The following is a 3485-nucleotide window of genomic DNA, read 5'->3' on the forward strand; positions in this document are numbered from 1 at the left end:
CCGGTTAGCAGCCACAGGTGCTTAATCAGCGGGGGGGTCGTGGACCAGACCGATCAGCCGAGGGTGGCCAGCACTTCCTGCAGTTTGGCCGAGGGGCGCATGGCGGCGGCCACCTTGGTGACGTCCGGGTGGAAGTAACCGGAGATGTCCACCGGTGAGCCCTGTACAGCAAGGAGTTCGGCGACGATAGTTTCCTCGTTCGATGCCAGTGCTTCGGCCACCACGGAGAAGGCCTGCGCCAGGTCGGTATCCTCGCTCTGCTGAGCGAGTTCCTGAGCCCAGTACTGGGCGAGGTAGAAGTGGCTGCCGCGGTTGTCGATCTCGCCGACCCGGCGGCTGGGCGACTTGTTCTCGAGCAGGAACGTGCCGGTGGCGCGATCCAGGGTGTCGGCGAGGATCTGCGCGCGGGCGTTGTCCGTCGTCGTCGCCAGGTGCTCGAAGCTCACGGCAAGCGCAAGGAACTCACCGAGGCTGTCCCAACGGAGGTGGTTCTCCCGAACGAACTGCTGGACGTGTTTCGGTGCTGAACCGCCGGCGCCCGTCTCGAAGTCCACCCACCGGGCCTGGCGGGTGACGACCGAGAGCATCTTGGCGCTGGTGCCCAGTTCGAGGATGGGAAACAGGTCGGTGAGGTAGTCGCGCAGCACGTTGCCGGACACCGAGATGGTGTCCTCTCCCCTGCGGATCCGCTCCAGGGTGAAGGCGGTGGCCTTCTCCGGCGTCAGGATGTCGATCTGCAGGCCCTCGGTATCGTGCTCTCCCAGGTACTCCCGGACCTTCGCGATGAGGTTGGCGTCGTGGGCGCGGCCCTCGTCGAGCCAGAACACGGCGGGCATGCCCGACGCCCGGGCGCGGGTCACGGCAAGCTTGACCCAGTCGCGGATGGGCGCGTCCTTGGTCTGGCAGGCGCGCCAAATGTCACCCGGCTGGACGTCGTGCTCGATGAGGACGGTTCCCGAGCCGTCGACCACCTGCACGGTTCCGGCGGCCTGGATCTCGAAGGTCTTGTCATGGCTGCCGTATTCCTCCGCGGCCTGGGCCATCAGCCCGACGTTCGGCACGGTACCCATGGTGGTCGGGTCGAAGGCGCCGTGGGCGCGGCAGTCGTCGAGGACCGTCTGGTAGACGCCGGCGTAGCTGCTGTCGGGGATCACAGCGAGCGTGTCGGCTTCCTGACCGTCGGGGCCCCACATGTGCCCGGAGCTGCGGATCATCGCAGGCATGGAGGCGTCCACGATGACGTCGCTGGGGACGTGGAGGTTGGTGATGCCCTTGTCTGAATCGACCATGGCCAGCTTCGGGCCATCCGCCATGCCCTTCTCGATGGCGGCCTCGACGCCGTCGCGCACCTCGGCGGGGAGGGCGTCGAGGCCGTTGAGGATTGAGGCGAGTCCATTGCTCGGGCTGAGGCCCGCAGCGGCCAGCTCGTCACCGTAGGTGGCGAACAGTTCGGGCAGGAACGCTTTGACCACGTGGCCGAAGATGATCGGGTCGGACACCTTCATCATGGTGGCCTTCAGATGGGCGGAAAAAAGCACGCCCTCCTGCTTCGCACGGGCAACCTGCGCCTTCAGGAACTCATCGAGGGCGGCTGCACGCATCACGGTGCCGTCCACGACTTCGCCGGCGAGCACCTTGAAGGTGTCCTTCAGGACGGTGGTGTTGCCGCCGTCGTCAATGAACTGGATCTTGAGGGTGTTCTCGGCCTCAAAAACCACCGACTTCTCGTTGGAGCGGAAGTCGTCGGCCCCCATGGTGGCGACATTCGTCTTCGACTCCGGCGTCCACGCGCCCATGCTGTGCGGGTTCTGGCGCGCGAAGTTCTTCACGGACGCCGGAGCACGGCGGTCCGAGTTGCCCTCGCGCAGCACGGGATTGACGGCGCTGCCCTTGACCTTGTCGTAGCGCGCGCGGACTTCCTTCTCCTCGTCGGTGGAGGGTGCGTCGGGGTAGTCCGGCAGCGCGTAGCCCTGGCCCTGGAGCTCGGCGATCGCGGCCTTGAGCTGCGGGATGGACGCGCTGATGTTGGGAAGCTTGATGATGTTCGCCTCCGGGGTCTTCGCGAGGGCTCCGAGCTCGGCGAGCGCGTCGCTCATCTGCTGCTCCTCGGTGAGGCGGTCGCCGAAGAGGGAGATGATGCGCCCGGAGAGTGAGATATCGCGGGTTTCCACCTCGACACCGGCGGTCGAGGCGAACGCCTCGATGATCGGCAGGAAGGAGTAGGTCGCCAGCATGGGCGCTTCGTCAGTGTGGGTATAGATGATCTTGGCCATTGGGCGTCTCCCTGGGAATTCGGCTGGTGTGGATTTCGGGGTGTCCCGTCGGCTCTAACCTACCCGAGGGGACCGGTGGGGCTAGTGCAAGAAGTGCCGGGCGCCGGTGAGGTACAGCGTGGCTCCCGCTGCGTTCGCGGCGTCGATGACCTCGGAGTCACGGACCGATCCCCCCGGCTGGACGACGGCGCGCACCCCGGCGTCGAGCAGGATCTGCAGGCCGTCGGCGAACGGGAAGAACGCGTCCGACGCCGCTACGGCACCGCGCGCCCGTTCACCGCTGGCGAGGGTGTTGGCCCGCTCGACGGCGAGGCGGCACGAGTCCAGCCGGTTGACCTGGCCCATGCCCACGCCGACCGACGCTCCACCGCTGGCGAGGAGGATCGCGTTGGACTTGGCGGCACGGCACGCCCTCCAGGCGAAGGCGAGGTCGGCGAGGGTGGCCTCGTCCGCTGCCTCCCCTGCGGCGAGCGTCCAGTTGGCGGGGTCGTCGCCATCGGCGTCGAGCGTGTCCACCATCTGGAGCAGGACGCCCCCGGAGACCTGGCGCATCTCGGCGGGGTCGCGGCGGTACCCCTCGGGGAGGACGAGCAGCCGGATGTTCTTCTTCGCGCGGAGGATCTCGAGGGCCTCGGGCGCGAACGACGGCGCGATGACCACCTCGGTGAAGATGTCCTTCACCGCGTTCGCCATGCCCGCCGTGACCTCGCGGTTGGCCGCGACGACTCCCCCGAACGCCGACACCGGGTCGCAGGCGTGGGCCTTGGCGTGGGCGTCGGCGATGGCATCAGCGGCGTCGGGCGAGGCGACGGCCACGCCGCACGGGTTGGCGTGCTTGACCACCGCGACGGCGGGCTCGTCGAAGTCGAAGGCCGCGCGGAGGGCGGCGTCGGCGTCCACGAAGTTGTTGTAGCTCATGGCCTTGCCGTGCAGCTGGTCGGCCTGGGCGATCCCCGGCGTTGCTGCCTTCTCGACGTAGAGCGCAGCCTGCTGGTGCGGGTTCTCGCCGTAGCGGAGCACCTCCGAACGCTCGAGCGCGAGACCGGCGTAGGCGGGCCAGGCGTCGCCGCCGCCGGTCCCGTCGCCGAACTGGGCTGCAGTCCAGGAGGCGACGGCGGTGTCGTAGGCGGCGGTGTGCGCGAAGGCGAGCGCGGCCAACCGGCGTCGGGCGTCGAGGCCGAACCCGCCCTCGGCTGCGGCGGCCACGACGTC

Annotated in this window: 2 protein-coding genes; both read right to left on the minus strand. The window is 68.4% G+C overall.

Going from position 1 to position 3485, the window contains the following annotated elements; translation table 11 throughout:
* Positions 1 to 53: 53 nt before the first annotated feature.
* The gene (locus Y705_RS0113020; RefSeq protein ID WP_026533172.1) at positions 54 to 2273 is read right to left on the minus strand and encodes an NADP-dependent isocitrate dehydrogenase; all 2220 of its coding nucleotides are present in this window, start codon (positions 2271 to 2273) and stop codon (positions 54 to 56) included.
* Between the two features lie 81 nt (positions 2274 to 2354).
* Positions 2355 to 3485 (minus strand): bifunctional phosphoribosylaminoimidazolecarboxamide formyltransferase/IMP cyclohydrolase (purH, locus tag Y705_RS19885; RefSeq protein ID WP_049822765.1); only part of this gene is annotated, 1131 nt, incomplete at its 5' end.

This window comes from Arthrobacter sp. H41 (assembly GCF_000520535.1).
Lineage (GTDB): Bacteria > Actinomycetota > Actinomycetes > Actinomycetales > Micrococcaceae > Arthrobacter_D.

Bases quoted from the DNA above. Each gene is read 5' to 3' on its own strand.
- Y705_RS0113020 (WP_026533172.1), bottom strand. From the start codon at position 2,273: ATGGCCAAGATCATCTATACCCACACTGACGAAGCGCCCATGCTGGCG.